Source organism: Paludisphaera soli (genome assembly GCF_011064595.1).
GTDB lineage: Bacteria > Planctomycetota > Planctomycetia > Isosphaerales > Isosphaeraceae > Paludisphaera > Paludisphaera soli.
This window is the reverse complement of sequence record NZ_JAALJI010000006.1, coordinates 220,389-247,127: the sequence shown is the minus strand read 5'-3', so window position 1 is coordinate 247,127 and position 26,739 is coordinate 220,389. Positions and strand designations below refer to the sequence as shown.

The 26,739-nt window shown below is 71.3% G+C and carries 21 protein-coding genes and 1 pseudogene; 8 read left to right on the top strand and 14 right to left on the bottom strand.

The genetic code is table 11. The annotated features are described in order from the left end of the window. Positions 1 to 87: 87 nt before the first annotated feature. Genes G6O68_RS10695 through G6O68_RS10685 form a run of 3 tightly spaced genes read left to right on the top strand, consistent with a single transcriptional unit; the run spans position 88 to position 2,470 of the window. A complete protein-coding gene (locus G6O68_RS10695) occupies positions 88 to 978 on the top strand; it encodes a metallophosphoesterase family protein (protein ID WP_165247468.1) in 891 nt (296 codons plus the stop codon). Between the two features lie 39 nt (positions 979 to 1,017). Further along, positions 1,018 to 1,722, top strand: coding sequence for a 3-keto-disaccharide hydrolase (locus G6O68_RS10690; RefSeq protein WP_165247466.1), 705 nt, complete (start codon positions 1,018 to 1,020; stop codon positions 1,720 to 1,722). A 46-nt stretch (positions 1,723 to 1,768) separates the two neighbouring features. After that, the gene (locus G6O68_RS10685; RefSeq protein WP_165247464.1) at positions 1,769 to 2,470 is read left to right on the top strand and encodes a 3-keto-disaccharide hydrolase; all 702 of its coding nucleotides are present in this window, start codon (positions 1,769 to 1,771) and stop codon (positions 2,468 to 2,470) included. A gap of 66 nt (positions 2,471 to 2,536) precedes the next feature. Here G6O68_RS10685 and G6O68_RS10680 read toward each other — a convergent pair whose 3' ends face one another. Next, the gene (locus tag G6O68_RS10680) at positions 2,537 to 3,808 is read right to left on the bottom strand and encodes a hypothetical protein (RefSeq protein WP_165247462.1); all 1,272 of its coding nucleotides are present in this window, start codon (positions 3,806 to 3,808) and stop codon (positions 2,537 to 2,539) included. A gap of 228 nt (positions 3,809 to 4,036) precedes the next feature. Between G6O68_RS10680 and G6O68_RS10675 the strand changes: the two genes are divergently transcribed. Beyond that, the gene (locus tag G6O68_RS10675; protein WP_165247460.1) at positions 4,037 to 6,502 is read left to right on the top strand and encodes a PSD1 and planctomycete cytochrome C domain-containing protein; all 2,466 of its coding nucleotides are present in this window, start codon (positions 4,037 to 4,039) and stop codon (positions 6,500 to 6,502) included. Positions 6,503 to 6,542: 40 nt separating this feature from the next. Next, positions 6,543 to 7,916: a DUF1501 domain-containing protein gene (locus G6O68_RS10670; RefSeq protein ID WP_165247458.1), complete on the top strand. Its 1,374-nt coding sequence runs from the start codon at positions 6,543 to 6,545 to the stop codon at positions 7,914 to 7,916. Positions 7,917 to 7,979: 63 nt separating this feature from the next. Here the strand turns inward: G6O68_RS10670 and G6O68_RS10665 are convergent, their stop codons facing one another. From G6O68_RS10665 to G6O68_RS10650, 4 genes are all read right to left on the bottom strand, one after another. Further along, positions 7,980 to 9,356: a carboxymuconolactone decarboxylase family protein gene (locus G6O68_RS10665; RefSeq protein WP_206108067.1), complete on the bottom strand. Its 1,377-nt coding sequence runs from the start codon at positions 9,354 to 9,356 to the stop codon at positions 7,980 to 7,982. A 52-nt stretch (positions 9,357 to 9,408) separates the two neighbouring features. After that, positions 9,409 to 9,810 (bottom strand): hypothetical protein, encoded by a 402-nt coding sequence (locus G6O68_RS10660; protein WP_165247456.1) that lies wholly within the window; start codon positions 9,808 to 9,810, stop codon positions 9,409 to 9,411. A gap of 47 nt (positions 9,811 to 9,857) precedes the next feature. Beyond that, positions 9,858 to 10,835 (bottom strand): DUF1559 domain-containing protein, encoded by a 978-nt coding sequence (locus G6O68_RS10655; protein ID WP_165247454.1) that lies wholly within the window; start codon positions 10,833 to 10,835, stop codon positions 9,858 to 9,860. Between the two features lie 341 nt (positions 10,836 to 11,176). Continuing rightward, the gene (locus tag G6O68_RS10650) at positions 11,177 to 11,635 is read right to left on the bottom strand and encodes a hypothetical protein (protein ID WP_165247452.1); all 459 of its coding nucleotides are present in this window, start codon (positions 11,633 to 11,635) and stop codon (positions 11,177 to 11,179) included. 200 nt (positions 11,636 to 11,835) lie between these two features. On the opposite strand from G6O68_RS10650, the gene G6O68_RS10645 reads away from it, so the two are divergent. Both G6O68_RS10645 and G6O68_RS33545 read left to right on the top strand, forming a co-directional pair. Beyond that, positions 11,836 to 13,173 (top strand): PHP domain-containing protein, encoded by a 1,338-nt coding sequence (locus G6O68_RS10645; RefSeq protein WP_165247450.1) that lies wholly within the window; start codon positions 11,836 to 11,838, stop codon positions 13,171 to 13,173. Between the two features lie 159 nt (positions 13,174 to 13,332). Then, positions 13,333 to 13,436 (top strand): annotated as a pseudogene (locus tag G6O68_RS33545) (hypothetical protein); the annotation flags it as partial. Positions 13,437 to 13,495: 59 nt separating this feature from the next. Here the strand turns inward: G6O68_RS33545 and G6O68_RS10640 are convergent. The 7 genes from G6O68_RS10640 to G6O68_RS10610 form a co-directional block, all read right to left on the bottom strand. Further along, on the bottom strand, positions 13,496 to 14,404 hold the full coding sequence (locus G6O68_RS10640; protein WP_165247448.1) for an ARPP-1 family domain-containing protein: 909 nt from the start codon (positions 14,402 to 14,404) through the stop codon (positions 13,496 to 13,498). 192 nt (positions 14,405 to 14,596) lie between these two features. Next, a complete protein-coding gene (locus G6O68_RS10635) occupies positions 14,597 to 15,244 on the bottom strand; it encodes a peroxiredoxin family protein (RefSeq protein WP_165247446.1) in 648 nt (215 codons plus the stop codon). After that, positions 15,241 to 16,677, bottom strand: a complete 1,437-nt coding sequence (locus G6O68_RS10630; protein ID WP_165247444.1) for a PepSY-associated TM helix domain-containing protein — start codon at positions 16,675 to 16,677, stop codon at positions 15,241 to 15,243. Before G6O68_RS10630 ends, G6O68_RS10635 begins: the two co-directional genes overlap by 4 nt. A gap of 798 nt (positions 16,678 to 17,475) precedes the next feature. After that, a complete protein-coding gene (locus tag G6O68_RS10625; RefSeq protein WP_165247442.1) occupies positions 17,476 to 19,602 on the bottom strand; it encodes a G8 domain-containing protein in 2,127 nt (708 codons plus the stop codon). Between the two features lie 39 nt (positions 19,603 to 19,641). Further along, positions 19,642 to 20,148, bottom strand: a complete 507-nt coding sequence (locus G6O68_RS10620; protein WP_165247440.1) for a carboxypeptidase regulatory-like domain-containing protein — start codon at positions 20,146 to 20,148, stop codon at positions 19,642 to 19,644. Next, positions 20,142 to 21,104, bottom strand: a complete 963-nt coding sequence (locus tag G6O68_RS10615; protein ID WP_165247438.1) for a DUF1559 domain-containing protein — start codon at positions 21,102 to 21,104, stop codon at positions 20,142 to 20,144. The genes G6O68_RS10620 and G6O68_RS10615 overlap by 7 nt, the downstream gene beginning before the upstream one ends. Before the next feature lie 197 nt (positions 21,105 to 21,301). Next, a complete protein-coding gene (locus tag G6O68_RS10610; RefSeq protein WP_165247436.1) occupies positions 21,302 to 21,877 on the bottom strand; it encodes a TetR/AcrR family transcriptional regulator in 576 nt (191 codons plus the stop codon). 206 nt (positions 21,878 to 22,083) lie between these two features. On the opposite strand from G6O68_RS10610, the gene G6O68_RS10605 reads away from it, so the two are divergent. After that, a complete protein-coding gene (locus G6O68_RS10605; protein WP_165247435.1) occupies positions 22,084 to 24,159 on the top strand; it encodes a hypothetical protein in 2,076 nt (691 codons plus the stop codon). Between the two features lie 22 nt (positions 24,160 to 24,181). Here the strand turns inward: G6O68_RS10605 and G6O68_RS10600 are convergent, their stop codons facing one another. Together G6O68_RS10600 and rpoD are read right to left on the bottom strand one after the other, a co-directional pair. Continuing rightward, positions 24,182 to 24,952, bottom strand: coding sequence for a zinc ribbon domain-containing protein (locus G6O68_RS10600; RefSeq protein ID WP_165247433.1), 771 nt, complete (start codon positions 24,950 to 24,952; stop codon positions 24,182 to 24,184). Positions 24,953 to 25,071: 119 nt separating this feature from the next. Beyond that, positions 25,072 to 26,736, bottom strand: a complete 1,665-nt coding sequence (gene rpoD / locus G6O68_RS33420; protein WP_165247431.1) for an RNA polymerase sigma factor RpoD — start codon at positions 26,734 to 26,736, stop codon at positions 25,072 to 25,074. Positions 26,737 to 26,739 lie beyond the last annotated feature (3 nt).

Below are 26,739 nucleotides of genomic sequence, written 5' to 3'. Positions count from 1 at the left end.
CTTTCGCCGGCCCCGCCCGCCGCGCACAATGAGGCCGGGAATCAGGGTCCGGGAGACGGCGGGCGGCTCTGGCAGCGGGGAGCGACGATGGACGCGAACAACCTGGATCTCGCCCGGATCGGGCGGCGGGCTTTCCTTCAGGGGGGCGTGCTCGTGCTGGGCGCCGCGACGACCACGGCCACGGCCCGCGTCGACGAGAAGCCCGGCGTCCGGTTCGGCCTGATCACCGACCTGCATTACGCCGACAAGCCGCCGGCCGGCACCCGACACTATCGCGAGACCCCGGCGAAGCTGGCCGAGGCCGCCGAGCGGTTCAAGCGCGACAAGGCCGAGTTCCTCGTCGAGCTGGGCGACCTGATCGACGCCGCCGACTCCGTGGAGGTCGAGCTGGCGTATCTCGACCGCATCGACCGCGAGCTTGCGGCGATCGCCGAGCGCCGGCGCTACGTCCTGGGCAACCACTGCGTCGACACGCTGACCAAGGCGGAGTTCCTCGGCAAGGTGGGGCAGGAGAGGTCGTTCGACTCGTTCGACGCCGGGGGCTGGCACTTCGTCCTCCTCGACGCCTGCTTCCGGGGCGACGGCGAGCCCTACGGCCGCAAGAACTTCGAATGGACCGACGCCAATATCCCGGCGCACGAAATCCGCTGGCTCCGCGACGACCTGGCGGCGACCTCGAAGCCGACGATCGTCTTCGCCCACCAGCGGCTCGACGTCGAGGGCCCGCACACGGTGAAGAACGCCGCCGAGGTCCGCGCCGTCCTTGAGTCCTCAGGCCGGGTGCGCGCCGTCTTCCAAGGCCACAGCCACAAGAACGACTACCGCGAGATCGCCGGCGTCCACTACGTCACCCTGGTCGCCATGGTCGAGGGCTCCGGCGCCGAGAGCAGCGGCTACGCCCTCGTCGACGCGGACGACGCCGGCTCCATCCGCGTCCGGGGCTTCCGCAAGCAGCAGGCCTACGCCTGGGCCCCCTGACCCCAATCACCCTCCCGCAACCGACCGGAGAATCTCCCCATGCTTTCGCGATCGAGAATCGGCCTGACCCTCGCCATGCTCGCGTGCCTCGCCCCGTCGGCTTTCGCCGAGGAGCCCGGCTGGACGACGCTCTTCGACGGCAAGACGCTGGACGGCTGGAAGGTCAACGGCGGCACGGCGAAGTACGCCGTCGAGGACGGGACGATCGTCGGGAGGACGGTCGAGGGGAGCCCGAACACGTTCCTCTGCAAGGGGGACTACAAGGACTTCGTCCTGGAGCTGGAGGTGAAGTGCGACCCCCGGCTCAACTCCGGCGTGCAGGTCCGCAGCCACGTCTACCCCCAGGGCGAGCCCCGCGCGGGCGTGGTCTACGGCCCCCAGTGCGAGATCGCCCGCAAGGAGACCGGCACGGCGGCCCGGTTCTACGACGAGGGCCGGCGCGGCGTCTGGCTCGCCGAGATCGCCGACGGGGCCAAGGCCGCGTTCGACGACGACGGCTGGAACCGCTACCGGATCGTCGTGCAGGGAAACCGCTACCGATCCTGGCTCAACGGCCAGCCCGCCAGCGACTTCACCGACGGCGAGGACGAGCGCGGGTTCATCGGCCTGCAGGTCCACGGCATCCCCAAGGGCGAAGGCCCCTACCAGGTCCGCTGGCGGAACGTCCGCGTCCGCGAATTGAAGCCCGGCGAACAGGCGGCGGCCCGCCCGGCCGGCGAGCGGCCGACTCGCATCGGCTCCTGACCACGCCCCGCCCGGACCCCTCGACCGCACACCCGGAGCGCCTCTCATGACTCGAGTCCCTCGCACGGCCGCCCTTGTCTTCGCGCTGGCCGTCGCCGCGATGATCCATCCGACCCCCGCCTACTCGGACGAGCCGGCGAAGCCCGTCAGCCTGTTCAACGGCAAGGACCTCGCCGGCTGGTACACTTTCACCGCCCACGCCGGCGGCTCCGCCGACCCCTACGCCGACCCCAAGGGGGTCTACAAGGTCGAGGACGGCGTCATCCACATCTCGGGCCAGGAGTTCGGCTGCCTGACGACGAAAGAGGAGTACGGCGACTACCGCCTCCGCCTGGAGGTGAAGTGGGGCGACAAGAAGTGGCCCCCCCGCGACGCCGAGACGACCCAGCGCGACTCGGGGATCCTCATGCACTGCGTCGGCCCCGATCAGGTCTGGCCGAAGTCGATCGAGTGCCAGATCCAGGAGCGCGACTTCGGCGACTTCTTCATGGTCGGCAGCACCACCCTCGAAGTCGACGGCAAGACGGAGGGGGGCCGCGTCGTCCGGACGAAGGACGTCGAGAAACCCCACGGCGAATGGAACGTCGTCGAGGTCGTCTGCGACGGCGACTCGATCACCAACATCGTCAACGGCGTCGAGGTCAACAAGGGGACCAAGGCCAGCGTCACACGCGGCAAGATCGTCCTGCAGTCCGAGGGCGCCGAGGTCTTCTTCCGCAACGTCACCCTCACGCCGCTGAAGCAGTAACCGCCCCCGCGGGGATCCAGGCGGGAATCGATAGGTTGGCGCTGGGGCCCAGCGCCAACCATCGACTCACAGTCGGAAGCCCTTGGGGTTGGTCTTCAAAGTGTCCTTCACCGCGTCTCTGGCTGCCGCGAACGCGGCGCGTTCGGCGGGCGAGAAGGACTGGTCCTCGCTCAACCTCGTCCAGAATCCCAGGGTGGCGGGGGTCATGGCGGCGAACACGGACTGGCCCGTAAGGTACTTGAGGAGACGCTTGCGGCGTGCTCGCAACGCGGCCTCGGCCTCGGAGGCCGACGGGCCGCCCGTCGACTGCAGGAGGAAGGCCCGGAGGGATTCCAGCCCGGCCGGATCGCCGATGGACATCAGCGCCTCGGCGGCATTCTGCCATCCTAACCGTTCGTCCGACACGATCTCGGCCAGCTCGGGCGTCAGCGAAGCTTCCCCTTGGTGCTTGACGGCCAAAGTGACCAGGAACAGCTCTTCGGAGGTGATGGACGAAGCCCTCAGGCGGTCCTTCAGGTAGGCGGGCCGGAGTCGGCCCCTCGCGGTGAGCCCCAGCGAGTTGATCGCCAGGCCCTGGGTGCCTGAAGCGGATCGGTCGCGCGTGTAGTTGGCACCACGCCAGACGGCCAGGTCGTCATCCGCCCAGTCGGCCCGCATGGCGGCGGGAAGCTCGAGCCTTCGACGCATCGCCGCGAGGTTGGAATCGAGCTTGCGCGTCGCCGGCGTACGGTCGGGGCGTTCCGCGGCGACCAGCAACTCCAGCTGCTTCAGGTCCTCGTTCTCTCCGAAGAATCGCAGCAGGGCGGCGGCGTCCTCAAGGGATGACCCCGCGGGCCGGGCCTTCGCCATCGCCGCGAGGCCGAGCCGGCGGCCGAGGCTCGGCGACGCGTAGGTCGCGGCGACGAGGGCGAGGTCGTCATGCCCCTCGCGCCGGGTCAAGCACCGTTCGAGAATCCGCGAGACCTCCTCTTCGCCGGACATGGCCATCAGGGTGGCGAATGCCAGCTCCCGGCGGGCCAGGCCGCCGGGTTCGCCCGGGCGGGACTCGATCAGGCCGGTCAGGTGGCTCAGGAATGCGAGCCCGTGACGCCTGGCCAGGGTTTCGGCCTCCTCCCGATAGCGGTCGAGGCCGATCACGATCGTCGGCTTTGGGCTGGGGTCCACAGTGGATCGAAGGGCGGTCGGATTCGGGCCCAGCCGCGCGAGTGCGGCCTCGAAATCGGCCGCCGGCCCGTCGGTCGACTGAGCCGCCCCGAGGGGCGAGCCGACCGCGGCCGCCGCCAGCCCCAGGACCAATCCTCGAAAGAAGCCGCACCGGGGCTCGCGACGGGTCTTCATGATCCACCTGCTCCGCCTGTTCCATGAGGGGACGCGACGGGCGACGTCCGCCGCTTCTCGGACGGCCCCCCCGGCAAGATCGTATCAGATTTCGTCGTGCATGCTCCGACAGACGCCCCCCAGGATGCCGGTCGTCGGTTCGGACTTCCGGCCCGGGCTCGCGGAGGGTATGTTCGTTAAAGCGTTGTTCAACAATCCAGCCCCGGCGGGGACGCGGAGGATCGCGACATGCCTCGGACTTTCATCGGCCTTCTGCTGGCGAGTTTGCTGGCCCAGGCGGCGACGGCCCGGGGCGATGAGCCCGATCCGGGGGCGGCGTCCGAGGCCTTCTTCGAGCTGCGCATCCGGCCGGTGCTCGCCGAGGGCTGCGTGAAGTGCCACGGCGCGGCGAAGCAGAGCGGGGGGCTGCGGCTCGACTCGCGCGAGGCGATCCTCGCCGGCGGCGACACCGGGCCGGCCGTCGTCCCCGGCGACCCCGCGAGCGGCACGCTCATCCCGGCGATCCGCCACGCCGACGACGACCTCAAGATGCCCCCCGCCGGCCCGCTCGCCCGCGCGGCGCAGGACGACCTGGCCGCGTGGGTCGCCGCCGGCGCCCCCTGGCCGGAGGCCGCCGCGTCGAAGGCGATTGAAGGGCAAGCCCACTGGGCCTTCGAGCCGCTCGCGTCCGTCGCCCCGCCCGAGGACCCGACCGGCTGGGCTTCCGGCCCGATCGACCGCCTGATCGCCGCCGGGCATCGCGAGAAGGGCCTGCACCCCGTCGGCCGGGCGGACCGCCGGGCGCTGATCCGCCGGGCCTCGTTCGACCTGATCGGCCTCCCCCCCGAGCCCGCCCGCGTCGAGGCGTTCGCGGCCGACGACCGGCCCGACGCCTTCGCCCGGCTGATCGACGAACTGCTGGCCTCGCCGCAATACGGCGAGCGCTGGGGCCGCGACTGGCTGGACCTGGCGCGCTACGCCGACACGGCCGGCGACAACTCCGACTACCCGATCCGCGAGGCCTACCTCTACCGCGACTACGTCATCGACGCCTTCAACGCCGACGTGCCGTACGACCGCTTCCTCCACGAGCAGATCGCCGGCGACGTGCTGGCGGCCGAAGGGCCGGCCGACGACTACGCCCGCCGGGTGGTCGCCACCGGGTTCCTCGCCCAGGCCAAGCGGTTCGGCACGGTCAAGCTGGAGGACCCCCACCAGATCATCGAGGACGTGCTCAACACCACCGGCCAGGTCGTCCTCGGCCTCTCGCTGCGGTGCGCCCGCTGCCACGACCACAAGTACGACCCGATCTCGGCGAACGACTACTACGCCCTCTACGGCTTCTTCGCCGGGACCAAGTTCCCGTTCGCCGGCTCGGAGGAAGACCACAAGCCGAGCGAGTTCGCCCCGATCGTCCCGCCCGATCGCATGGCCGAATACGAGGCGAAGCACGCCGAGATGGTCGCCTCGCTCAAGCAGGAGATCGCCCGCGCGTCCGCCGAGGCCGCCGCGAAGGCCGACGAGCAGGCCCTCGCGGTCGCCGCGGCCGAACTCGCCGGCGAGGCCGCCGGGCTGGAGGCGGCGAAGCGGGAGCTGGCGAAGGCCGTCCGCCGCCGCGACCAGGGGCCGAAACCGCTCCGCGACAAGCTCGAACGCCTGGAGAAGGCCGGGCCGGCGTCGCTGGCGCCCCGGGCCTACGCCGTCCGCGACGGCGAGCCGACCGACGTGAAGGTGCAGATCGGCGGCGACCCGCGCAAGCTCGGCGACCTCGCCCCGCGCGGCGTGCCGAAGGCGCTCGACCCGGCCGGCAAGATCGACCTGCCGCCGACCGGCAGCGGCCGGCTCGCCCTGGCCCGCTGGCTCACCGAGGGCCGCCCCCAGGCCCTCACGGCGCGGGTGATGGTCAACCGGATCTGGCAGCACCACTTCGGCAAGGCGATCGTGGCCACGCCGTCCGACTTCGGCCTCCGGGGCGCCGCGCCGTCGCACCCCGAGCTACTCGAACACCTCGCGGCCGAGTTCGTCGCCTCGGGCTGGTCGATCAAGGCGATGCACCGCCGGATCATGCTGACCGAGACCTACCAGCTCGCCGCCGAGCACGATTCCGAAGACGCGGCGATCGACACCGGCAACGCCCGCTACTGGCGGTTCGACCGCCGCCCGCTCGACGCCGAGGCCCTGCGCGACGGCCTGCTGGCGATCTCGGGCGGCCTCCGGCTGGATCGGCCCGGCCCGCACCCGTTCCCGGCCGAGGAGACCTGGGGGTTCAGCGCCCATCACCAGTTCAAGGCCCTGTACCCCTCGGACCACCGCAGCGTCTACCTGATGGTCCAGCGGCTCCACCCCCACCCTTATCTCTCGCTGTTCAACGGCCCCGACACGAGCGTGACGACCGCCGCGAGGGACCGCTCGACGGTGGCCTTGCAGGCGCTCTACCTGCTGAACAACCCGTTCGTGCACGACCAGGCGCGGCGGTTCGCGGCCCGGCTGATCGTCGAAGAGAGCGACGCGCCGTCGCGGCTCCGCGCGGCCTACCTCCGCGCGTTCGGCCGGCCGCCGAACTCGGCCGAGGAGTCCCGCGCCGAGGGCTTCCTCCGCGAGTACGAGGCGAGCCTCGCCGCCGAGGGCCTGCCGCCCGAGCGTCGCGGCGAGGAGGCCTGGGCCGGCCTGGCCCGGGCGCTGCTGGCCTCCAACGAATTCCTCTACGTCGATTGATCCGATCCATCGACGGCCGACCGCCGACGGGAGCCGACCCATGAACGACCGACCGCTGAACCGACGCACGATGCTCCGAAGGGGCTCGGCCCTGGCCGCGGCCGGCGGGCTGGGCCTGGGGCTGCGCGGCCGCCTCTCCCTCGCCGCCGCCGCCCACGAGGGGCACCCGCTGGCCCCGCAGCCGGGCCATTTCCCGGCGAAGGCGAAGCACCTGATCGTCTTCTTCATGACGGGCGGGATCTCGCACATGGACACCTTCGACTACAAGCCGAAGCTCCAGCGGGATCACGACAAGTCGGTCGGCGGGCGGAAGGTGCTGGGCTCCCCGTACGCCTTCCGGCCCCGGGGCGAGTGCGGGAAGATGGTCAGCGAGCTGTTCGAGAACGTCGGCGGCGTGGTCGACGACGTCTGCTTCCTGCACACGGTGCACGGCGACTCGGCCGGGCACTCGGCCGCCACGCTGGGGATGCACACCGGGTCGGTCACGATCCCGCTGCCCAGCCTCGGCTCGTGGATCAGCTACGGCCTGGGGACGCTCAACACGAACCTGCCGTCGTTCGTCGTCCTGGCCCAGAAGGAGCCCTACAACGGCTTCCAGGTCTGGGACGCCAACTTCCTCCCCGGCTACCACAAGGGGGTGCGCGTCATCCCCGGACCCGACCCGCTGCCGGACGTGAAGAGCCCCGTCCCCTCGGTCTCGCGCCGCGACCTGGAGGCGCGGATGCTCCGCGACCTGAACGAGGCCCACCTCTCCGCCCGCGACGCCGACGGCCTGCTCGCCTCGCGGATGACCACGTTCGACACCGCCTACGGCCTGATGCGCGAGGCCCCCGAGGCGTTCGACCTGGCGGGCGAGTCGAAGGCCACCCTCGACCTCTACGGCGCGACGGCCGACGCGCCCGGCTCGTTCGCCGCCCAGTGCCTCACCGCCCGCCGCCTCGTCGAGCGCGGGGTCCGGGTCGTCGAGCTGTTCGACGTCGGCTCGAACACCAACTGGGACAGCCACAACGACATCGACGACCACCGCGCCCTCTCGCGCAACGTCGACCGGCCCATCGCCGCGTTGATCGCCGACCTGAAGAGTCGCGGGCTGCTCGACGAGACGCTCATCGTCGGCTGCTCGGAATTCGGCCGCACCCCCTGGCAGGACCTCACCCCGCGCGGGCGGGGGCATCACAGCCGTTGCTTCACCTGCTTCCTCGCGGGCGGCGGGGCCAAGGGGGGCTTCAGCCACGGCGTCTCCGACGAGTACGGCGACGCCCCGGCCGAGGACCCCGTCCACGTCCACGACTTCCACGCCACGATCCTGCACCTGATGGGCCTGGATCACACCCGGCTCACCTACCGCTACTCCGGCCGCGACTTCCGCCTGACCGACGTCCACGGCGAGGTCGTCAAGCCGGTCATCGCCTGAGCGACGCCAGCCGGGCCGACGGGGCCGCGCCCGAAGGAGCGGCCCCGTCGCGTCGCTCCCGCGTCAGAATTCCAGCCGCAGCCCGGCGGCCTCGGTGAGCCGGTCGAAGGCCGCGGCCTGGGTGGCGAGGTAGACCACCTCGGCCGTCTCGGAGTCGGAGAAGTGCTTGCGCACGGCCTCCACGTCGGCGTCGGCCACGAGCGCCGGGTCCTCGGTGATCTTGCGGACGAGGGCCAGGGCCGCCTGCTCGCCCGCCGGGCTGGCGAAATCGGCCTGGTCGAGCGCGAAGACCTGGTCGTCGGACAGGCCCAGGTCGTTCAGCCGCTTCCTGGCGTGCCCGAGGGCGTACCAGGCGCGGTCGTGACGGGCGCCGACCCAGGCGATCTTGGCCTTGAGGGTCGGGCTCAGCTTGCCCTTGGTCTCGGCGCGGGCCAGCGAGTCGGCCAGCCGCTTGCCCCCCTTGGGGAAGTTGCCGAGCAGGCGGAGCCACTGCGGCTGATCCCCCGACGCCGACGCCTGGTCGGGCAGCAGGGCGCGGGCCTGGTCGTCCGAGGCGAGGGGCAGGCGCGGAGTCCGCTTGCGGGCGGCCTCCAGGGCCTTCTCGACCTCGACGCGGGGCTCCAACTCGCCGCGCGACGCCGGCCTGGCGCAGGCGGCCCCCGAGGCGGTCGGGTCGAGCGGGGCCACCAGGCTGCGCATCGCCCGGTACTTCTCGGCGGTCGGCGTGAGGAAGACCCGGTGCTTCTCCTGAGGGATCGCCAGCGGGCCGGTCCAGCGGTTGGTGGCGTTGTTGCCCGCCACCGTCATGACGATCTCGAGGATCTGGAGGTCGTTGTAGTGGGCGCGCAGGCGGTCCACGTCGGCGTCGGTCAGGGCGTGGGGCTCGTACGTCAGCTTGCGCGTGAAGGCGAAGGCGGCGCGTTCGGCGGGGGTGAATTCCGACCAGTCGCCGTCGAGGGCGGCGATCGCGTCCTCCTGCACGCCGTCGGAGGCGAGCTTGACCTCCTGGTGCCCCTGGCAGTAGGTGCAGTTGTTCGCCCGCGAGACGATCCAGAACAGCATCGTCTTGAACGTGCCGTCCAGGGTCATCGCCGGGTCGGGCTCGCGCGACCCCGAGTAGCCCGCGCCGAGCAGCTCGGCGTCGAGGTGGATCTGGCGCAGGCGGCCGTTGTTGGCGACGCCGCCGCCGATCCCGCGCGGGGGGGCGTTCCCGGCGGCCTCGGCCCTCGCCTTCGCCTCGGCGATTTCCGCCTCGGTCGGCGGGGGGAGCGGGAGCCTGGGCTTGGACTCCTTGGACCGTTCGAGCTGCTCCTTCAACTCCTGGCGGGTCGCGGCGACCTTCGACGGGCCGGCCGAACTCGGGGCCTCATCCGCCGGTGAGGCGGCGGGCGCGGCCGCGATCACGGACGCGGCGAGCATCAAGCGAAGTCGTGTCTTCATGCGTGGTGACCTCGATCGGTTGGGGAGGAGGATTCTCGCGGGTGCGGCGGCCTCAGTCGTCCTGGCGCAGGACCAGGAGCTGCGGCTGCGTGGAGACGGCGTATACGGCCTCCTTGGTGACGGCCTTCCCCTTGGGGTTCTTCAGTTCCAGGACGACCTTGTAGCTGAGGTCCGAGCCGACGTGCCGGGCCTCGTCCTCGGCCTTGTAGTTCTGGAGCGCGAACCCGCCGCTCCAGTCGCCGTCGGCGACGTGGATCGAGGGGGTCCGGCCGGCGAGGGCGTCGGGCTTCTCGCCCCCTTTCCAGGCGTCGAGGGCGGCCAGCAGGGCCTTTCGGCCGTCGGCCGGGTCGGCGGGGGTCGCGGCGGGCCCGCAGCCGGCCGCCCCGAGCGTCAGGCCCAGGGCGACCGTCAGGACGGCCGCGCGACGGAGCACGAATGTCCGTTCGGCGTTCAAGTCGGGGATCTCCGGTCGGAGGATGCGGGATCGCGGGGCGGGCCCGATCAGAGGCTGTCGCTGCTCAGGACCTCGCCGCCGTTGCGGGTGCCCAGGGCGCGCCAGGCCGGCAGGCTGATCGCCGACTTCACGAACCGGACCGAGCCGTCGGCCAGCATCACGTTGACGCCGCCGGCGTGGCGGCTGTTGGCCGTGGTGCTGATCCGCGACGGGGGGAACATGCACGACCGCGAGTTCGGCGGGCTGCCGTGGTAGTAGCGGGTGGCCGTGTGGTTGTCGGTCATCCAGGGCGCGCCGACGTTCGAGTTCCCCTGCTTCGTCAGGTCGCGGATGTCGACCGCCAGGCACATCTGGTAGGCCTCGTCGGCGTTGGCCGGGTAGGTGCCGGGGCGGTAGGTGTCGGACAGCTCGGTGGAGATCGTGTTGCTGAAGTCCCCCTTAACGTGCTCGCTCAGGGCGGCGGTGTTGCTGGTGCCGTCGGTCACGTCGGCGATCCGCACGGCATAGTCGGTGAAGAGCAGGCCGTTGGGCGGGGGCAGCGCGACGTTGACCTGCGTGGTGTCCTGCGCGCCGTACGAGTTGACGACGCTGGTGCCGCAGTTGGCCCGGTAGTTGATCCCGGCCCAGCCGGCGGGGAGCTGGGTCGCCGCGTCGCTCGGGCAGAGGAAGCTGGCGACGCTCGTGACCAGGGCCGTCGAGTTCCCGACGTGCTGCGAGGTCAGGCTGAAGTTCAGCGAGTTGGTGACGTTCGTCTGCTCCATGTACGGCAGCAGGCGGGTCTGATGCGAGATGTCGTTCGACACGCCCGTCGATACGTTGAGACTCCGGCCGATCGGGAACGACCCCTGGACGTCGTGGTAGTTGTGCAGGGCGATGCCGAACTGCTTCAGGTTGTTCACGCACTGGGCCCGTCGGGCCGCCTCGCGCGCCGACTGCACGGCGGGGAGGAGCAGCGCGATCAGGACGGCGATGATGGCGATGACCACCAAAAGCTCGATCAGCGTGAATCCGGGACGACGCTTCATGGGGACCTCTCGTGGAGTGAGGATCGTGGATCTTGGATTGAGGATGCGGACGGATGACGGGCTTGCGACGGCGGCGCGGCGCGATCGAGCCGCGCGCGCCGACCGGGTCGCGGGACGGCGACGGCCTGTGCGTCGATCGACGGGCCGGTGCGAGGGACGGCGCGGCGCGAGCGAAACGTTTCCGACCGTCCGATCGCCCGCAGGCGACGGCCGATCGGTGGACGACTCGACGCGACGGCCGAGGCATCGGCCCGAGGAGGCGATTTCAGGACCGCGACGGCCGGGCGCGAGGAGCGACGGCGCGGGAGATCACGCGGCGGGCTGGGACGGCGTCGCGACGATCAAAGGGACGCCGAGGCGTGCGATCGCGGGGGGTGGAAGACGGAGAGGGCGCGCGGCGAGGGGAGCCGCGAGGGATCGTCGAAGGGGTAGGGGAGCGAGCCCTGGACCTCGGGGGCGGGTCCTTCGGGCAGGATCGCCCACAGGCCGGGCGGCGGGATCGGCGTCGAAGTCGTCGGCGAGGGGGTCGCCGGACTCCCCGAGCAGAAGGCTCCGGAGCAGGGCGGCGGCGCGTCGGCCGGCGCGGGCGGGAGGTCCGGCGTGAGGGTCCCGATCGCCTCGACTTCCGCCAGACCGGCGAGGCCGAAGGACGAGGCGGGCTTCGATCCCGAGACGGCGTGCCCGAGGCAACCGGCGTCGGCCGACCTCGGCGCGAGCGCGGCCATCGCCGTGAGGGCGACGAGCATCGCCCCCCAGGCCCGCGTCGGCCGCTTCGGGTTCGCCTCGGTATTCATCAACACGCGTTCAAGAATCCGCCGGATACGATGTGCGACTCGGAGACAGGGCACTTGGATGGGAAGAAGGTACAACTCGGCCGGTGCGCTTGCAAGGCTTGACGCGTCGATTTTTCCGGAGCCCCGCCGGGGTCGCGGTTCGGAAGGCCCCGACCCGTTGTATAATCGCATCTCGGAGCAACCCAAACCCCGACCGAGACGACCCCATGCGCGGATCCCTCTCCCGGAACGTCCTCCTCCTGGCCTTCGGCCTCGCGCCGGCGATCGCCCCGGCCCAGACGAGCCCAGGCCCCGTCGAGCCCGCCGCGACGGTCGGCGCGGAGCCCCGCTGGCTCAAGGGGAACCTGCACACGCACTCGCTCTGGAGCGACGGCGACGACTACCCGGAGATGATCGTCGACTGGTATGTGAATCGGGGCTACGACTTCCTCGCCCTGTCGGACCACAACGTGCTGGGCCAGGGGGAGAAGTGGATGAGCGTGGCCGCCGCCGACAAGCGCTCGGGCCACGACGGCTTCGCCCGCTACTTCGCGAAGTTCGGCGACGCCTGGGTGCAGACTCGGGACGAGGCGGGCGACCGCCAGGTGCGGCTCAAGCCGCTGAGCGAGTACCGCACGCTCTTCGAACGCCCCGGCCGGTTCCTGCTCATCGCCGGCGAGGAGATCACCGACAAGTTCGAGTCCAAGCCGATCCACATGAACGCCACCAACCTGCTGGAGTTCATCAAGCCCCAGGGGGGGAACAGCGTCCCCGAGGTCATGGCGAACAACCTGGCCGCGATCGAGGAGCAGTCGAAGCGGCTGGGCCGGCCGATCCTCGGCCACCTGAACCATCCCAACTTCGGCTACGGCGTCACGGCCGAGGAGCTGGCAATGGTCACCAAGGAGCGGTTCTTCGAGGTCTACAACGGCCACCCCGGCGTCCACCAGCCGGGCGACGAGCACCACGCCGGGGTCGACCGGATGTGGGATGTCATCAACACCCTGCGCATCGGCGAGATGGCCGCCGCCCCCGTCTACGGCCTGGGGACCGACGACTCGCACCACTACTTCGACGGCAGCTCGTCGCCGGGCCGGGGCTGGGTCATGGTCCGCTCCCGCTTCCTCACCCCCGAGTCGGTCATCAACGCCATCGCCGCCGGCGACTTCTACGCCTCCAGCGGCGTCGCGTTGAAAGACTACCGCTACGACGCCGACGCCCGCACCCTGAGCCTGGAGATCGAGCCCCAGGCCGGAGCCACTTACACCACCCGGTTCATCGGCACGCCCAGGGGCTACGACCGCACCCGCAAGCACGTCCAGGACAAGGACGGCAAGCCGATGGCCGTCACCCAGCGCTACTCCGACGACGTGGGGAAGGTGCTGGCGACCGTCGAGGGCCTCAAGGCCGAATACAAGCTGACCGGCGACGAGCTGTACGTCCGCGCGGTCGTCACCTCGGACAAGGCCCCCGCGAACCCTTCGTTCGAAGGCCAGCTCGCCCAGGCGTGGACCCAGCCGGTGGGCTGGCAAGCGCCCGCCCCGAAGGCCGCCGCGGCGGAGTGAGCGGGGCCCGCGGCGAATTGGGGGAATTTGGACGACGACGGTCTTCCCCCCTCGCGGGGGAAGACAGACCCCGAAGGGGTCAGATGAGGGGGTGACGCTCGCGGGGAGCTTCGGAATCCGACGCCCGGCCCGCCTGACCGACGGCCTCGGCCGGCCCCGCTGGAACTCCGTCGGCCGACTCGCTCGTCCCCCCTCATCCGGCCCTTCGGGCCACCTTCCCCCGCCAGGGGGGAAGGGCGTTGAGAGATCGGATTCGCGCGATGCCAGGGCCCCGGGACGGCCGGCCAGGCCGCCAGTTCGTACGAACGATGGCCGGAGCGTTTCAGGCATCCACGACCACGCTGCCGTGGATCACGGACTCGCCCACGACCAGCGAGGAGGCGTGGGCCGGCGGGGCGGCGTCGGTGCGGTATTCGCTCCCCTGGCCGACCGCCGGGGCGGCGTCCCACGCGGCGTCGCGGAGCCGGGTGAAGAGGCCTTCGACGTCGCCGGCCTCGGCGGCCTTCGCGGAGGGGCCGGCCTCCAGGGCGTCCATGACGACGCCGCTCAGCAGGCGGTCCCACACCTTGCGGCAGGTCTCGGGGCGATCGAACAGGTCGGCGGCGACGACGTGGGAGCCGACCGCCACGGCCACGCCGGTCGCCCCCTCGACGTACCGCAGCCGCTCGCGGAACTCGGCCAGGCGGTCCTTGTACTGGTCGTAGGTGTCCGACATGGCCGAGGTCTCCGAGCTGGCGGAGAGCGAGTACATCTGGCGGTGGACCTCGGACCAGACGGCCCCCTGGTCCGAGGAGTGGCCCAGGCCGGCCTTGAGCGATCGGATGACCGACTTTTTGAGAGAGCTTCGCAGCTTGGACGACGAGTGCGTCTCGCTCGGCGCGAATTGCCGCGATCGGTAGCGCCAGCGACCCTGCTCCACGCAGCTCACCGGGATCGCGGTCTTGCTGCGCGGGGCGACCAACACCGAGGTGTTCAGCACCCGGTTCTGCTTGGCCCCGCGCAGCTCCTCGCCCTCCAGGAACAGGACGGGGGAATCCCCGGCGTTGTTCACGAGCAGGTTGGGGACCGCGCCGCTCTCGCTGACTTCCTCGACCGTCACGCTCCCCGAGGCGATCGCCTCGTCGGCGAGGACGTATTCGACCTCCTCGCCCGGGGGCGAGAACAGGGGGAAGACGGTCAGGGCTTCGTGACGGATCGGGTCGCCGACGCGGACTTCGGGGAACGTCGTCATGTGCGGACTCCCGCGGCCCCTCCGGGCCGTCCCGGACCGACGCCCGGCCCCGTCGCGGGGCCTGGGAGACCGTCGGCCCGGTCCTGATGTGGGGGGGGCGATCCGGGCCGCCCCCCCCACCAGATTATCCGATCGGCGGCATCGACGCCTATCCACACCTCGATCCGGCGACGCCCCGCGCCAGGTCCGCGCTCAGATCCCGTAGGGGCAGCCGGTGTACAGCTCCTCGGGGGCGTCGGGGAAATCGAGGGGCCTCTCGGCCGTCCCGGACAGTCGGGCCATCAGCGCCCCCAGCTCGCGGAGCATGGGTCCCGAGTAGCCGGGCCAGTGGTTCGCGATCGCGCCGCCGGGCTCGATGAGCACGACGTACGCCGAGTTCTCCGCCCCGTAATCGCGGACGAGATCCTCGTCGGGATCGAGGAGCAGGGGGTAGGCGGCGTGGAAGCGGTCGGCCCATCCTCGGGCCTTCTCGGCCTCGACGTCGATCACGCCCCGAATCGCGACGCCGGGGTACGCGGCGTGCAGCTCGTTGAAAGAGGACTGGGCGGACTCGCTGCACGGGCAGCCGACCTTGATGAACGTCAGCAGCACCGGCCCGTCGCGGAGCAGGTCTTCCAGCCGTTCCGTCGCGCCCCCGGCCGTGGGCTTCTCGAAGCCGGGAGCCGCGAGCCCGATCCTCGCGACGCTGGCCGAGGCCATCTCCGGCGTGACCAGATGCTTCTCATCTTCCACGATCACCGGGGCCGGCCGCGGATTCGTCGCGACCCGTCGCGACCAGCCGTAGAGGCTGGCCACGAGCGCCACGGCGAACGCGAAGCTCGCGATCTGCTTGCGATTCATGTTGATGCCCCTGAACGATTCACGCATCCGCCCAAACTCGACGAGGTCGCCGCGAGCCCAAGCCAGTCGCGCACGCCGGGGATCCGCCTCAGGACGAGGAACTCCGCCAGCAGCACCACGATCAGCGAGGCCCCGAACAGGGGCAGGTAGATACCGAAGAGCGCGACGAGCGCCGCCAGCCCCAGCGAGAGCCGCCTCGGCGCGAGCGCCCGGGGCACCCCCAGCGCGCCGACCTCGCGTCGACGCCACCAGAGGACCACGGCGCTGACGCTGAGCGTGACCAGGCCGGCCGCCGTGAGCAGGCCGATCAGCTGGTTCGGCCAGCCGAACAGCCGCCCCTCGTGCAGCGCGATCCCCGTCCCGACCACGCGGTCGACGACGTGCTTTTCGCCGAAGTCTCTCCGAGACTTCACCGCCCCGGTGTCGCCGTCCATCGTCAGGTCCACGCGGTACGGGCGGTTCGCGGTCATCGATTTCGCGGTCCAGTCGACGCTCGTCCCCTCGAACGATCGCGCGAGCGGCGGGGCGATCACGACGGGGGGCAGGAGCCCCATCGGCTCGACGGTCGCCGCGATCCGGTCGACGGCCGTCAGGTCGACGGGGACTCGCGGCCCGGATGCATCGCCTCGCCCCATGCCGCCGTGGCCCTCGTGCCCGCCCCCGCCGCCGCCCGTTACGCGGGGGGCCGCGCCGTTGGTCCAGTCCTGGCGGGCGACCGCCGTGCCGGTCAGGCGGCGGACGTTGCGGAAGTAGTCCCCCCAGAACTTGGCCCAGGGGAGCCCGGTGAGCAGCAGCACGATCGCGAAGCCGGAGACCCAGAAGCCGGTGACGGCGTGGGCGTCGCGCCAGAAGATCCGGGAGCCTCGCCGGAGCCGGGGGTAGACGATCCCAGCAAGCCGGTTCGCGCCCCGGGGCCACCAGAGGAACAGCCCCGTGGCGATCATGACGATCGCCCACGACGACGCCAGCTCCACGACCATCGAGCCGCGATTCCCCATCAGCAGCTCGCCGTGCAGGCGGAACAGCCAGCTCATCAGTCGCGAGTCCTCGGGGACCGCGTGCAGCACCTCCAGCGTCTCCGGGTGGACGTAGGTCCGGATCGCGCGGCCCTCCTTCATCACGATGACGCGCGTCGATTGGTCGGCGGCCTGGGGAAGCTCGTACCCCTGGAACGTCGACCCCGGGAACGCGGCGAGCGCCGCCCCGATCCGCTCCGACGCCGGGGCCGGGCGGCCCTGGACCGCCAGGCCGTCGTACGGCCGGTCGACCCAGGCTTCGATCTCCTCCTTGAACAGGTAGAGCGAGCCGCTGATCGACAGCACGACCACGAACGGAATGCACAGCAGCCCGGCGTAGAAGTGCCAGCGCCACACGGCCCGATAGTCGGGCCAGGAGGAGCGTGCCCGCCCCTCACCGTTTTCATTCTCGTTCATATCTCGAATTCTCCTTGTATGAATATCGACTCCTCGCGAGCCGGAGTCGGACGCGCGCGGGCCTCCCGGCCCGGCGATCGGCGTGATCGGGGCCGGGACGAAGGCGCGGGGATGCAGGGATCGAGGAGCGACGACGCCCCCCGGCCCATCCGACCCGGGCGGGGACGGCGGGCGTCGGCGATTCGGCCCGGGGGATCAGGCCTTCGCGGCCTCGACCCGGGGCGGGCGCTCCGGCCGGAAAACCATGCGAGAAGGGAGGGGAGGGGCCTCGCCGCGCCCGAGGCGGCGGCCGGCCTCACGAGTCGGGAGGGCGGCCGGGAGGGTCAACGCGGCGACCTTGACGGAGGGGCTGGCCGCGGGGTTCTCGGGGGCCGCGGGGTCGCCGCAAGGGGCCGCCGCGAAGCACGGACCGGCATCGGCCGGGGCCTCGGGGACGGCCGTCGGCCCGGGCGGGCTCGGCGGACTCGGCCTCGACGGCCGCCTCGGGGCGCAGCAGCAGGAGGCGCCCCGGCAGCGGGGGCCGCATTTGCACGAGTGTCCGTGCTCGTCGCCCGCCCGGATCTCCGGCGTCGCGGGGGCCGCGCCCGCCGTCTTCGCGTCGGCGAGGCACGCCGACATCCCGAGCGCGAGCAGGACCGCGAGCAGCGGCCGACTTCGCGAGCGGGCGGGTGATGTTGGGGAGGGCGAGAAGGCCATGCGGTCTCTGCCGGGGGCGGGGCGAGGGTGGGTGATCCGGCAGGCCACATGTTCACGCCGTCGGCCGGCCCGTCAAGCGGGCGGCCGACGGCGCGGGGAGGGTCAGCGGCCCAGGGCGAGGGGGGCGATCGGCACGACGTGGCGGGACTTCTCGACGTTCCCCGCCTCGTCCTCGGCGTGGGCGGCGACGGCCTCAAGGTCGGCGGACGGAAGCTCGACCTCCCACTCGGCGAAGCTCCCGCGCGTCGGGCGGGCCTCCATCTCGTTGACGACCACGCGGACGATCTCCGCGTCGTCGCACGACGAGCCCCGGACGATCAGCGGGCCCGAGGGATTGAGCCTGTCCTTCAGCCAGACGCCGGTCACGACCGTCGCCGGGGGCAGGTCGTCGACCGGCTTCAGCAGCACGTTGTCGGCGGAATCGGCCCGTCCGGGGCGGGGGAAGAAGATCCCACGCGAGACGATCTTCTCCATCCGCAGGTCGGCGTATTCGTGGCGGTCAAGCACGCTCCGCCAGATGCCGTACTGGGAGTCGTGGATGTCCATGCCCTCGACGAGCACCGACGGCGAGCCCGCGTGGAAAGCCCAGTGGACGTCCCACGCCTTGAACCGGCGGATCCGGAACGGGTGGCCGGCGTCCGGCCCGACGCCGTCCACGTCCTCGAACTTCTTCCGCCCCTCGTACTCGGCGCCGGCCCCGGCCGGGGCCTCCGGCGCCGGCTTCGCGCCCGGGGCGGCCGGCACGCCGCCGTCGTTGAAGCCCCCCAGGTTCAGGCCGAAGAACCGCATGCAGTGGGCCTCGTTGTCGTCGAACCGGATGAACGGCAGGGTGCGGACGTCGACCGGCTTGCGGCGGCCGTCGGGCTGGAGCACGGGGAGGACCGGGTCGAAGTCCGCGCCGGCCACGACCTCGAAGCGGAAGCCGTCCTGGTCGCACTCCACGGCCGAATTGTTCGTGAAGGAGTTCAGGCTGTTCGACCACCAGAAGCCCGAGCCCAGGTTCCGGTCGAACGGCAGCACCTGCTGCGGCAGCGGCTTGCCGCGCAGGGCCATCACGGCGAGGTTCCCGTCCAGGATGTTCCGGGTCTCGGTCCCGTCCTCCAGGAAGAAGCCGTGGCCGACCGACTTGTAGCCGACGCAGTCGCGGATCACCAGGTAGCTCGCGCCGTGGAGCGTGATCCAGCGGTTCTTGCTGTCCCAGAACGAGGCCCCGACGACCGACGTCCCCCGCATGGTCTCGCCGACCTGGTGGAAGTGCAGGGCGTACTTGCCGAGCACCCCCTCCTTGCCGAGGTGGCGGAACTCCGCGTAGGAGATCGAGCCGGTCGAATTGCGGTGGTACATCGTATGCCCCCGCACGCCGTCCGGGTCGGCCGACTCGACCACGACGTTGCGGCTGAGGTTGGCGACCTCGGCCCGTCGGCTTTCGGAGGCCCGGTGGTCCCCCTCCAGCGGGCGGTCGAGGAAGAGCCGGACCATCCGCGCCTCCAGCTCGCGATAGGGGGCGATCCGGACGATCCGGCGGGTCTCGGTGGCGGGCCGCTCGGCGACGCTGTGCGTCCGCGAGTTCTTGTAGCCGACCTGGCGGGTGGTCCCGGCGACGAGGATTTGGTCCCCGACCTTCCAGCCCTTCGCGTCGGCCTCGGGGACGAGGACCACCGCCTCGTTGCGGCCGGCCTCGCGGGCGAGGCGGGTCCAGGTCTTCGGGATGGGGGCCCCGTGGAACTCCATCCGGCCGCCGCAGTCGACGACCGCCGGGCAGGTCTCCTCGTCCAGCCCCTCGACGCGGGCCAGGCGGATGATCGCGGTCCGCCCCGCCGGGATCGGGTCGTCGGCCGTCCCCACCAGCAGCGACGGCCGGGCCTCTCCCGGCTCGGGCGCGGCCGGGGCGTGGAACTCGCAGTCGAACCCGTTCTGCGAGGCGTCGTCCCCCGCCTGGATCTTGATGAGGCCGACGGTCAGCTTGGTGTCGCGGTCGCGCGCGAACTCCAGCGTCCCGGCGACGTGGATCGAGCGGACGGCCCGGTCGTCCGAGGCGTCGTAGACGACCGTATGGCCCCGGCGGACCTGCACGCGGGCCCCCGCGCCGGGGACCTCGCCCCCCTCCCAGGTCTTCGGGTCGGACCAGGAGCCGTCGGCGAGCGATCGGATCAGCGGGGGCTCTGGCGCGTCGGCGGGGGGCGGGGCGGCGAGCGTCAGGGCCGCGAGGCAGAGGGACGTCGCGAGCATGATGACTCCTGAAGGGGCGGGGTCCGAACGGCGGATTCGTCACCGGCCGTCGATGTCGATCGGCTGGCGGTTCTTGCGCGGCGGGGGCTTGGGCTTCGTCGCGGCGGGCTTCGGGACGTCGATGGTCGCGATCTCCCCGCCGCCGTCCGGGACGGTCGCCTCCAGCGTGGTGCGGGCGACCGTGGCGTAGGTGCCGCCGAGGAGGTCGTCGGCCCGCTCGGGGCCGGGGGGGCGGTCGGGCCAGAAGAGGGTCACCTTGTAGCGGCCGGCCGGCGCGCCGTCTCCCTCCTCGTAGGTCCCCAGGACGTAGCCCCCCTCCGCGTCGGTCCGGGCGAACGGGACGAGGGCGTCGAGCGACTCGGGGTCGTCGGCCGGCCGGAACCGGACCTCCAGGTCGGCCGCCGGCTCCCCGCCGACCGTGACGCGGCCCGTGGCGGGGACGAGCGGGACGCGCGAGGGGTCGGCCTCGCCGCAGCCCGAGGCGCAGGCGGCCAGGAGGAGCAGGGGGGCGGAGGCCCGCAGGAGGGCTCGACGGAGGCTCACCATTCCGAGGCGTCCTGGATCTCGCCGCCGGTGCGGCTGACGTACGCCTTGACCATCGACTTCGCGACCGACTCCTTCAGGAAGCGGACCGAGCCGTCGCACGACAGGGCGTCGATCCCGCCGGGGTGGAACGAGAAGACCCCGTTCCAGCCGTTGTGGCAGTTGATCACGCAGGGGCCGTCGTACTGGTACTGGTCGCCGGTGAAGCTGACGATCCGCATGTTCATGTAGCCGCCCCAGGCCCCGTGCGCCCACCAGCGGTCGGTGGCCCGCGACGAGGTGGGCTGGGGGAACGTGAAGCCGAGCTTGCCGCCGCGGCGGTAGTAGTCCGGCTTGCCGGCGCACTCGTAGGCCAGCAGCGTGTTCGAAAGCCCGTCGGTGATCGACGCCAAAGGCGTGTGGTTGGTCATGTGCAGGGCGCCGAAATGCTCCACCTGCTGCGCCGAGGGGACGTTGAACGGGTCGACGAACGACCGCGCCGTGAAGTAGTCGCCGGCCGCCGCGTAGAGGGCGGGGTCGGGCGTCCCATTGCTCCCCTGGAATCGCGGCACGTTGTTGATCGGGTTCGTCGTCCGCGGCGACGAGGGGCAGACGTAGGTCGCGATCACCGTGCGGACCGCCGTCTGGTTCGGCTCCATGTGGAACCCGAACGAGAAGTTGTACGCGCCATACACCGCCGGCTGCTCGATGTGGCCGAGGAGCTGCACGCACCAGCCGCCGAACATCTCCAGGTTGCCGCTCCCCCGCGCGAACGACGTCGGCGGGAAGCCGTTGTGGACGTCCGCGTAGTTGTGGAATGCGATCCCGATCTGCTTCAGGTTGTTCGAACACTGGGCCCGACGCGCCGCCTCCCGCGCCGACTGCACCGCCGGCAACAGCAGCGCGATCAGCACGGCGATGATGGCGATCACCACCAGCAGCTCGATCAGGGTGAAGCCGCGACGACTCGACCGGGGCATGGGCGACGACTCCGAGGGCCAAGAGATCAACGGACCGCTCCTGGCGCGCCTCGTCGAATCAAGCCGGAAATGAGATTGAATCTCAGGATCACCGGTAGATCCTAAGGATCTCGTCGCCGAGATGTCAACGCCCCTCCGGGCCGGCAGCGAGCCCTGCAAGATGCAAGCCCTCGCGGCGGCCGAAGGCGCATCCGGGATCAGTCGTCGTCCAGGCCGAGGCCGGCCAGGACGCGGCAGGCGTCGAGGATGCGGCGGGCGAGGGCCTCGTCCTGGACCGACCGGGCGAGGCCGAGGCCGCCGACGCAGAGGGCGAGGACGGCCAGCGCGCGGTCGTCGGGGCGGGAGTCGGCGGGGCGGTCGGCCATCCGCGCGCCCAGGTGCAGGATGATCGCCTCGAAGCTCCGCTTCACGGGCTCGCCGGCGCGGGCGACCTCGGAGAGCAAGGCGGCGAGCGGGCAGCCGTCTTCGGTCGCCTCGCGGTGCGAGGGGCTCAGGTAGGCGTCCACGAAGGCGCGCGACCAGTCCCGGCCCGCGAGGCCGTCGAGGGCCCGCTCCCGGCGCGTCTCCACGGCGTCGGCCGCCTGGCGGAGGGCGTCGGCCAGCAGCTCCTCCTTGGAGCCGAAGTGGGCGTAGAAGCCGCCGGGGGTGAGCCCGGCCTCGCCCATTACGGCGTCCACGCCCGAGGCGTGGTATCCCCGACGGCGGAAGATCCGGCCCGCCGCCTCCAGGATCTTCGCCCGCGTCTTCGCCTTGTGGTCCGGTCCGTATCGCATGGCGGCCCTTCGTCCGGCCCCCGCGGCGTCGCGCCCGGGGCCTCGAACCGTCATGGTAGGACGCGGGCGGATTCCGTCAAGCGGGGGCCGGGGGCGTGGCGACGACGCCACGGCATCGGCGGCGCAACCTTGCCGAGCGGCTTCGAGCTGATATCATCAAAGCCGACATCATGGTATCGACGCACGAACGGCGAAGGTGGGGCGAGATGGCAAAGCGGCGACGACGCGACCTCGGCCTGGAACGGCTGGAATGCCGGACGACCCCGAGCATGACCGCCGCGCTCGACGCCGCCGGGGTGCTCACGCTCGGCTGGCGAGGCGAGGGCGGCGGCAACACCGTCGACATCTGTATCGTCGACGGGGAGTCCGTCGTCTCGATCGGCTACGGTTATGGCGCGATCGACGTCGCGGCCGACCCCGGCGGGCTGATCGCGTCGAGCGACTACGGCACCAAGCTGCGGATCCAGGGCGTCACCCGCCTGGAGATCGAAGCGGGCGATTCGAGGTTCGTCCGGATCACCCAACTGGACGTCCCTGCTGCGGTCCGCTTCTCGGGCGATAATCCGACCGTCATCCTCGGCGACCAGTACGGGAGCACGGGGCTGGCGGCGATCTCCGCCCCCGTGGACGTCCGGTCGGTCCGCGCGGTCGACGAGCACTTCTCGTCGGCCGAGTTGTGGCTCATGGACGGCAGGTCGACCGCGTCGCTCGGCCTCGTCGTGGAGTCGAACTCGATCACGGCCACCGCCCCCGGGGGCTTCGGCGGCGTGACGTACAGCGGGCTCGACGCCGTCCGGTTCGAGGAGACGCCGGGCGAGTATCCCGACAAGTTGCTCACGTTCCAGGTCCGCTCCACCCACGCGGGCCTGACCTCCCTCTCGATGGGCGGGGCGGGGCGTTCCTCGGTCGTGATCGATGCGACCGCCGCCCCCGACGACCGCCCCCCCCCGGCCGAGGACTGGGTCGCGGACGGTCGGACGACCCGCAGCCTGCTCGTCGGCGGGGCGGCCGACGTCGAGATCCGCCGCACCCCGTCCAGGATCACCCTCCACCAGCCGGGCCGGGTCGAGATCGGCGACGAGGGGTCCACGGCGGGGATCGCCCACGACGTCTGGATCGGCCGACCCCCGTACTTTTCGTTCGGCCGGACGACGACCCGGATCATCGTCGACGATTCAGCGGGGACCGTCGCGCACGACGCCCGTCTCGGATCTCGGCGGAACTCCCCCTATACGGCCGATCGCGACGCGACACTCTCCGGCGTCGCCGGCGGCCTGATCACCGTCGAGCGGTTCACGTGGCCGTCGAGCGACTCCTTCGTCGGCGAGTTCGAGTATCGCGCGCCCAGGGGGCTGGCCAACAAGCTGACGATCGAGATGGAAGGCGGACCGCCCCTGCCGGCCTCCCCCGGCCGGTTCGTCTACGACGGCGGTTCCGAGGCCGACGCCCCCTCCGCCGGCGGCGGGCCCACGCTGACACTCGTCGGCACCCTTTGGAGCAACGCATCGGTGGGGCAGGAGCATCACGCCGAGACGGCCTCTTCGGGCGACTTCTCCTTCCAGGTTTGGTATATCAGCCATCAGATCCCCCCGGCCCTCCTGGGCTACCGGGGCATGGCCGGCGGCCGGGTCGACGACCAGGTCGCGGCGGAGAGCTACATCCTCTACGTGGAGTCTCCCGACGCCCTGATGACGATCCAGAAAGGCCAGGCCGACCCCGACGGCAGTCGGCCCCTGCTCATCGAGACGCAAGGCTTCGTCACGAACGCGGTCACCGCCAAGGATCGCGTCGCCGTGTACCAGACGGGCAATCCCGACCCGGTCAACCGCTGGCGCGGGCGGTACGACTCCGACGCCCCCACGGGCGACGACGCGGGGATCGGCCTGTCGCCGGGCGTCGAGGTCGAACAACCTCCGCCGGGCGAGGGGACCCCGATAGGCGAAGGCGACGCGCCCTTGCTCCCGCCCGATCCGAACGTCGAGCCGATCGCGGCCCCCGCCCCCGCCACGCCCGCTCCGGCCGAGGCCGGCCCGCCCGGCGCGGCCGGGGATCCCGTCCTGAGCCCGTCCGCACCCGAGACGTCCCCCGTCGGCCGCGCGGAGTGGGCGACGACGATGAGGCGGCCCGCCGGCCCCGGAGGCGCGGTCCGCCCGATGTCCCGGCTCCAGGCCGAGCGCCTCGCGCGGCTCGCCGCGCGTCGGGCGGCCCGGGCGGAGCTGTTGCTGGGGCGACGCGCCTCGCCGCGCGAACGGCCTTCCGGGGTCGGGTCGCCGCGGATCTAGCGGAGGCCCGAAGTCCCGGCGCTCAGCCCTTGGCGCGGGTGCGGGGCTTGGGCTTGGGCTTCTCCGGGTTGCGGGAGGACTCGACCTCGGCGTCGGCGAGGTAGAGGAGCCGGCCGCAGCTCTTGCAGAAGGTGAGCGTGTCGCGGTTGATCAGCTCGTTGACCATCTGCGAGGTCACGGACGTGAAGCAGCCGGTGCAGGCGCCGGCCTCGACGGGGGCCAGGGCGTCGGCGCCGAGCTGGCGGACGACCCGGCGGTATTGCTCGCGCTGGTCGGCCGGGATGGAGTCCTCGGCGGCGACGATGGCGGCCTCCAGTTCGACGATCTGGGCCTTCTGGGCGACGGCCTGGTCGGCGATGAACTTCCGGAGCGTCTCGACCTCGTCGCCGACCCCCTTCACCTCGGCGTCGAGGCGGGCGAACTCGGCGCCCTGGGCCTCGATCGTCTCATACCCCTGGAGGATCAGGTCCTCATACTTGCCCATGGCGGCGGTGTCGTGGGCGATCTGGTTCTGGAGCGCCTTGTATTCCTCGTTCTTCTTGACCGAGTTCAGCTTGACCTTGAGGTCGTCGATCTTGGCCTGCGAGGCCTGCAGCGCGTGCTCGTTCTTGCTGATCCCGACCTTGGCGTCCTGCAGGGCCTTGCGGGCCTTCTCCACGTCGGCCTGGCGGGCGGCGAAGGCCGCCTGGCGGGCGGCGAGGGTCTTGGGGGCGGAGACGAGGCGGTCGCGGATCGCCTTGGCGCGCTGGTGGAGCGTGTGGAGTTCGCGGAGGGCGTCGGCGGTCGCGGTCATGGTCGGCTGGCTCCATCGGGGACGGGGAAAGGGTGAAACTCGACGCGTCCATGAGTGGGGGTGAGGGCGGAGGCCAAAAAAAAACCGCCGGTCGCGATGACCGGCGGTTGAGGATGGCGTCAACCGGTGCTCTCAAGGAAGCCCTCGAGCTGTCGGCTTCGGACCGGATGCTGGAGCTTTCGGACGGCCTTGGCCTCGATCTGCCGCACCCGCTCGCGGGTGACCTTGAAGATCCGGCCGACCTCCTCCAGGGTGTAGGTGTAGCCGTCGCCCAGGCCGTAGCGGAGCTTGATGATCTCGCGTTCGCGGTAGGTGAGCGTCTTGAGGACCTGGTCGATCTTGTCCTTGAGCATCTCCTGGGTGGCGGCGTTGATCGGGCTCTCGACGGCCTCGTCCTCGATGAAGTCGCCGAAGTAGCTGTCCTCGCTCTCGCCGACCGGGCGGTCGAGCGAGATCGGGTGCCGGCTGATCTTCATCACCCGCCGCGTCTCCTCGACGGAGATGTTGGCGGCCTTGGCCGTCTCCTCGATGGTCGGCTCGCGTCCCTTCTCCTGGAGGAGCTTCTTGGAGACGTTGCGGAGCTTGGACATCGTCTCGATCATGTGGACCGGGATGCGGATCGTGCGGGCCTGGTCGGCGATCGCCCGGGTGATGGCCTGGCGGATCCACCACGTCGCGTAGGTGCTGAACTTGTAGCCGCGGCGGTACTCGTACTTGTCCACGGCCCGCATCAGCCCGGTGTTCCCCTCCTGGATCAGGTCCAGGAACGAGAGGCCGCGGTTGCGGTACTTCTTGGCGATCGAGACCACCAGCCGGAGGTTGCCGCCGGACAGCTCGCGCTTGGCCTGCTCGTACTCCTTGAACCGGGCGTTCATGATCGCGACGCGGCGGCGGAGGCTCTTGGGGCTCTCCAGCGTGATCCGCATCAGGTCCTTCAGCTCCTTCACCAGGTTCGCGCGGTCTTCCTTGCCGGCGCGGCCGGCGCGGTGCTCGCGGAGCTGGAAGAGCAGCTCGTTCATGCGGACGGCGATCTGCTCCAGCCGCTTCATCAAGGGCTGGACCTTCTGGGTCCGGATCGACAGCTCCTCGACCAGGTTGACGGCCTTGAAGCGGCGGCGCTTCAGGTCGCTGATCAGCCCGGCGCGGGTGGCGGCGTCGCGGTCGCGGATGAACGACTTGAAGTCGCGGACGTTGCACTCCATCAGGTGGGAGAGCGTCGCCAGGTTGTGGGGCATCCGGCCGAGGATCTGGTCCTTCTCGAGGTTCTCGGTGACCGAGACCTTGACCGTGCGGTCGAACGGCAGCTCGCCCTCGGACACCTTCTTCAGCACGTCGACCACCAGGGCCAGCGCGAAGTGGCACTCCAGGACCTTGCGGCGGAACTTCTTGCGGGTCACCTCGATCTTCTTGGCGAGGTTGATCTCCTGGTCGCGGGTGAGCAGGGGGATCTCGCCCATCTGCGTCAGGTACATGCGCACCGGGTCGTCGATCCGGCGGGAGATGTCCTCCAGCTCCTCGGGCGTGAGCTCGGCGTCCTCCTCCTCCTCCTCGGCGGCGTCCTCGGGCTCGTCGTCGAGGTCGCCGGAGGCGAGCAGGCGCGCCTCGGCCTCGTCCTCGTTGATGAGCTCGACCCCCATCTCGTCGAGCGTCTCCAGCAGGCCGTGGATGCGTTCGGGGCTCGTCGCGTCATCGGGCAGGACGTCGTTCACCTGATCGAACGTCAGGAAACCACGTCGTTTGCCCAGTTCGAGGAGAGCCTTGAGGCCCTCGTCCAGCTTATCCATCTT

Excerpts from the sequence above, each read along its gene's own strand:
- G6O68_RS10695 (WP_165247468.1), top strand. The coding sequence starts at position 88 with ATGGACGCGAACAACCTGGATCTCGCCCGGATCGGGCGGCGGGCTTTC.
- G6O68_RS10690 (WP_165247466.1), top strand. The coding sequence starts at position 1,018 with ATGCTTTCGCGATCGAGAATCGGCCTGACCCTCGCCATGCTCGCGTGC.
- G6O68_RS10685 (WP_165247464.1), top strand. The coding sequence starts at position 1,769 with ATGACTCGAGTCCCTCGCACGGCCGCCCTTGTCTTCGCGCTGGCCGTC.
- G6O68_RS10680 (WP_165247462.1), bottom strand. The coding sequence starts at position 3,808 with ATGAAGACCCGTCGCGAGCCCCGGTGCGGCTTCTTTCGAGGATTGGTC.
- G6O68_RS10675 (WP_165247460.1), top strand. The coding sequence starts at position 4,037 with ATGCCTCGGACTTTCATCGGCCTTCTGCTGGCGAGTTTGCTGGCCCAG.
- G6O68_RS10670 (WP_165247458.1), top strand. The coding sequence starts at position 6,543 with ATGAACGACCGACCGCTGAACCGACGCACGATGCTCCGAAGGGGCTCG.
- G6O68_RS10665 (WP_206108067.1), bottom strand. The coding sequence starts at position 9,356 with ATGAAGACACGACTTCGCTTGATGCTCGCCGCGTCCGTGATCGCGGCC.
- G6O68_RS10655 (WP_165247454.1), bottom strand. The coding sequence starts at position 10,835 with ATGAAGCGTCGTCCCGGATTCACGCTGATCGAGCTTTTGGTGGTCATC.
- G6O68_RS10645 (WP_165247450.1), top strand. The coding sequence starts at position 11,836 with ATGCGCGGATCCCTCTCCCGGAACGTCCTCCTCCTGGCCTTCGGCCTC.
- G6O68_RS10640 (WP_165247448.1), bottom strand. The coding sequence starts at position 14,404 with ATGACGACGTTCCCCGAAGTCCGCGTCGGCGACCCGATCCGTCACGAA.
- G6O68_RS10635 (WP_165247446.1), bottom strand. The coding sequence starts at position 15,244 with ATGAATCGCAAGCAGATCGCGAGCTTCGCGTTCGCCGTGGCGCTCGTG.
- G6O68_RS10630 (WP_165247444.1), bottom strand. The coding sequence starts at position 16,677 with ATGAACGAGAATGAAAACGGTGAGGGGCGGGCACGCTCCTCCTGGCCC.
- G6O68_RS10625 (WP_165247442.1), bottom strand. The coding sequence starts at position 19,602 with ATGCTCGCGACGTCCCTCTGCCTCGCGGCCCTGACGCTCGCCGCCCCG.
- G6O68_RS10620 (WP_165247440.1), bottom strand. The coding sequence starts at position 20,148 with ATGGTGAGCCTCCGTCGAGCCCTCCTGCGGGCCTCCGCCCCCCTGCTC.
- G6O68_RS10615 (WP_165247438.1), bottom strand. The coding sequence starts at position 21,104 with ATGCCCCGGTCGAGTCGTCGCGGCTTCACCCTGATCGAGCTGCTGGTG.
- G6O68_RS10610 (WP_165247436.1), bottom strand. The coding sequence starts at position 21,877 with ATGCGATACGGACCGGACCACAAGGCGAAGACGCGGGCGAAGATCCTG.
- G6O68_RS10605 (WP_165247435.1), top strand. The coding sequence starts at position 22,084 with ATGGCAAAGCGGCGACGACGCGACCTCGGCCTGGAACGGCTGGAATGC.
- G6O68_RS10600 (WP_165247433.1), bottom strand. The coding sequence starts at position 24,952 with ATGACCGCGACCGCCGACGCCCTCCGCGAACTCCACACGCTCCACCAG.
- rpoD (WP_165247431.1), bottom strand. The coding sequence starts at position 26,736 with ATGGATAAGCTGGACGAGGGCCTCAAGGCTCTCCTCGAACTGGGCAAA.